The organism is Daeguia caeni, assembly GCF_042653845.1.
GTDB classification, from domain to species: domain Bacteria; phylum Pseudomonadota; class Alphaproteobacteria; order Rhizobiales; family Rhizobiaceae; genus Brucella; species Brucella caeni.
This window is the reverse complement of sequence record NZ_JBHSEL010000039.1, coordinates 1-4,244: the sequence shown is the minus strand read 5'-3', so window position 1 is coordinate 4,244 and position 4,244 is coordinate 1. Positions and strand designations below refer to the sequence as shown.

The window sequence follows — 4,244 nt, the reverse complement described above, 5'->3', positions numbered from 1 at the left end:
GTCATCTGATCCTCCGTAGTTTTTGCAAACATAGAGAATCATAAACTACTGAAATCGCTCAACTTAATTTTAGGTCGGGCTCTGAGCATGCCTTTGACCGAGGCTGCAATGCAGATTGGCAATGGACCATCCGCAGAGCGGATCATTGTTCAGGAAAAGGCGATCATCATTACAGACAGGTTCAGTGAACGTCAGTGCTATCTGCTGAACAAGGCTGAATTCCTGCATGTCTTCATTTGCCCGGATCTGATGCAGGCCATTCTGGCGGAAATCACCGGATCAGCAGATCATGATATTTCCTTTACCCATGTGTTCATGGTGCAGGACAATGCGATCAGGGATCTGCTGCTGTCGATCATGAAGACCTTGTCGGAGCCGGCCAATCAGTCGACCATCAAGATCAATTATCTGCAGCAGGCCTTATGCGCGACACTGATCACCCATTATGCGTCCATATCGCGCAAGCAGTCGGAAGGTCAGGCTTTCCAGCCACTCACCAGCAGCCAGATCAATGCGATTGACCTGTATCTGGAAAATCATATTGGTCGCGAAGTGCTGGTTGATGAACTGGCTGAGCTGTGCGGTCTTGGCAAGACAACCTTTCATGCACGATTCAAGCAGGCCATGGGCATGACGCCTTATCATTATGTCATCCGCTATCGGGCAAAAAAGGTGCGTGACCTGCTGATGACGACCGACATGCCCCTGGCCAAGATTGCCGTTGATTGTGGCTTTGCCAATCAGGCGCATTTGACCAGCGTGTTCAAACGTTTTTTTGGCAAAACGCCGAAAGCCTATAAAAAGGCCGGCGGGTAGGACAGCCGGAAGATCGGGACACTTTGCGCCTCTCAAATCGGCCTTGATGCGGGCGCCTGCAGAAGCGCACCAGAATGCAAGCAAAAATCCCTCGTCTGAACCCAATCAGACGAGGGGTTTTGATTTTTGCCTGTGCGGTTTTACAACCGCACAGGCTTGTTCAGTGGCTTACCACTTGATGCGCAAGCCGATATTGCCCTTGACGTTATAGCTGTCGCCAAAATTGTTCAGGCTTGTATCAACCTTGGCTTCGCCAAAGATCGAGAACTGGTCGTCATTCCAGTTGTACGAGCCGCCAACGCCGATGCCGCCCCAGACACGGTCATTCTTCGAGGCAAAGGTGACACCGGAAAGATCTACCTTCGTTCCGTCGATGAACTCATTGTAGACATTCGCCAGGCCATAGAGATGGATACGATCGGTCATACCCTTGGCGTTCTGCCACGACCTTTCATAGTCCACCGTAAAGCCGATGCGGCCCTGCAGGCTGTTGCCGCGGTCAAGTCCGATGCGTGAACCGAAGCCATCGGTAAAGGAGTCGAAATTGACCGACGAATAGACAAGCTGTGCCTGTGGCGTGATCGACCATTCCGGCGTCAGGTTGATCCGCTGTCCGGCTTCGATCGAGACGGCATAACCAAGTGCATGGTTGCCGCTGACCAAGGTCGGCGCATGCGGTGCATAGGTGACGAGGTCGGAGCTGTACCGCGTTACCTGTGCCTGGCCGTCAATATAGAAGCCATTATTGCCAAACCAGGTCAGTGTACCGCCAATACCGTAACCGTCAGTCGTGATTTCGCCATCGGCGTAATAGACTGAATTGGTCTTGGTCTTGCCATGGACATAATGGACGAACAGACCACCAATGAAGGTGCCATCGGCCGTTTCACCAAGGATACCATCAATACCAATGGTAAGCTTCAGCTTGCTCTGGTTGTAGTCGGTATCGGTGAGTGAGCCATGGGTCGCGTACTTGCCATAGCCACCTTCGATCTGTCCCCAGACGCCATTGCTCACAACCAGTGCACCGGATTCGATGCTGTCAGCATAGGCCGTGATGGCATCCGCGCCCTGTGCAATCTGCAGGTTGCCAGCGCCCATCCACATGCGGTTGCCCAGACGCTGTCGCATCGTCGGCAGACCATTCAGGCCGAGCAGTGCCTGCGGATAGACCTCATACACTGGTGCGCCTACATGATATTCCGGCTTTACACCCGGATTTGATGGATCAACCGGATCGGTTGGATCGATCGGGTCCGTTGGATCGATCGGATCAGTTGGGTCCGTCGGATCGGTTGGGTCCGTCGGATCGGTTGGGTCCGTTGGATCGGTCGGATCGGTTGGGTCCGTCGGATCGGTCGGATCAGTTGGGTCCGTTGGATCGGTCGGATCAGTTGGGTCCGTTGGATCGGTCGGATCGGTTGGATCCGTCGGCTCCGTTGGATCATATTCCGAACGCAAATACCAGTTGTCAGGGTCTGTACCAGAAGCATTGTTCTTGAACAGACGATAGGTATAGGCGCCTACCACGACATAGTCATTGATCAGGCTGAACGTACCATCAGACACACCTTCGATGTGAATGATTTCGATGCCTTCTGTCGTCAGGCCGCCCAGACCATTGGCATTGATGACTTCAACCTGTGCCGTTCCGGTGACGTCGCCAGAAAGACCAGCTTGTCTGTCAGGGAATTATCGTCTCCAAGTTGGGTATAAAGGACAAACAGGCCATCCTGCCCATCATAATCATGATTGACGGTCAACGTCCTGAAGCCATTATCCGCCGGTGTCGTGAAGCCAACCGTGCCGTAATGGTCAAGCTGGTTTACGACCGACGTGCCGGTCATCCACCATGCGCTGCTGTCATCGACAGAAATCCGCTCAACCACATTGCCGGAGGAAGCCAGACGTGCTGCTCCAGTCAAGGAGGAGCCATCTTTCAGATCAACAGAAACCGTCCCACTTTCGGCAAGAATGTCGCCGGTGAGTGTAGAAGCGGTTGCATCAATATCGATTGTTCCAACCTGCGAGGTTGTGAAGACATCGCTGAGTAGCAGAAGCGGGGCTTCTCCACCACCTGATGCCTTGACATGATTCAGCTTGAAAGTGTTGCTGAGTCCACCTTGCACCAGCATGGCAGGCCCTTTTTCCGATTCGATGGTGGAATCCTTCACATCGAACAGGTTGCTCTGCTTTTTGGCGTCATGGTTGTGGCTCACCATGGCAAGGCCGGCAGCCCCTTCACCACTGGTCTGAATAATAGTGTCGCTGATATTCATGGTGTTATTATAGGCAATCAGCGCGCCATGGGCTTCAGAGCCGGACGTTCTGATGGTTGTGCCATCCGTAACGGTCAGATGGCCTTGGCCCTGACTATGGAGACCGTAGCCATACGCACCAGACGTCACGATATGGACATTTGATGCATTGATCTTGCCACTAAGGTAAGCGTACAGACCAAGCGCAGTGACGCCTTCGGTTTCAATGTCCGTATTGGAAATATTGATCAAAGCATCGTCTGAAGATGAAACAACAGCATGAGCCATGTCACCCTGCGTATAGACGCTGCCATTATGGAAATTGAGATTGCTACCCCAACTGCTATGGATCCCCCAGGCGCCTTTGGTCGTGATGTGGACGTCATCAGCGTCAATCTGGCTGTTGCTTAAAGCATAGAGTCCTACAGTATCGTTATGGCTCCCAACATTGATCACGCTATGATTGATTACGGCGCGAGAATTCCTATTGACGTAGAGACCGTGACTGAAGGAGCTCAGCGTCAGATTTTCCAGATGCGCCTGGGAATTTTCTTCAATATAGGCGGCAGATCCGTAACCGCCGACAACACTGGCGGTATTGCCGGTTCCCGTGAGTGCCGAGGTTTCCCGGTCATTGCCGATGATAGTGGCACTACCACCCGATACAACACGGAATGCGGCGCCCATATCGGAGAGATTTGTAACTGTCACATCAGAGTTGATGATGTTCAGTGTGCCACCCATTACATAAATAGAGGTGCCGTAATAATAAGGATAGTTAGGGGCTGTCTCTGGCGTAAGGACATTGAGCGTGCCGTCCCGTAACTCGTAGCTGTCACCGGGTTCGATATAGATATGTTCAACGGTCTCTGCACGGGACGCAGAAGAAGCGAGCGCAATCACAATCGTGGAAGCACCCAACATGAATGCCTTGTACAGGGCATTCAGTTTTTGTGACCTGGCATGTACTTCGTGAAGCATTTTTCTTTCTCATAGACAAATACTTTTATGGTCAAAACAAGAAATTCCGTAAAGAGAAAGAATTGGTATTTATTTCCAATTCATCCTTCATAAAAAACGGGATTTCTTAGAGCCCGACCGAAAATTAAGTTTAGCGATTTCAGTAGTTTATGATTCTTTATGTTTGCAAAAACTACGGAGGATCAGATG

The 4,244-nt window shown here is 51.6% G+C and carries 1 protein-coding gene and 1 pseudogene; one reads left to right on the top strand and one right to left on the bottom strand.

Annotated elements, in window-relative coordinates:
• The first annotated feature begins 87 nt into the window (after positions 1 to 87).
• The gene (locus tag ACFO1V_RS04195) at positions 88 to 816 is read left to right on the top strand and encodes a helix-turn-helix domain-containing protein (protein ID WP_374834662.1); all 729 of its coding nucleotides are present in this window, start codon (positions 88 to 90) and stop codon (positions 814 to 816) included.
• Positions 817 to 984: 168 nt separating this feature from the next.
• On the opposite strand, the pseudogene ACFO1V_RS04190 reads toward ACFO1V_RS04195, so the two are convergent.
• Positions 985 to 2,663 (bottom strand): annotated as a pseudogene (locus tag ACFO1V_RS04190) (autotransporter family protein).
• Positions 2,664 to 4,244 lie beyond the last annotated feature (1,581 nt).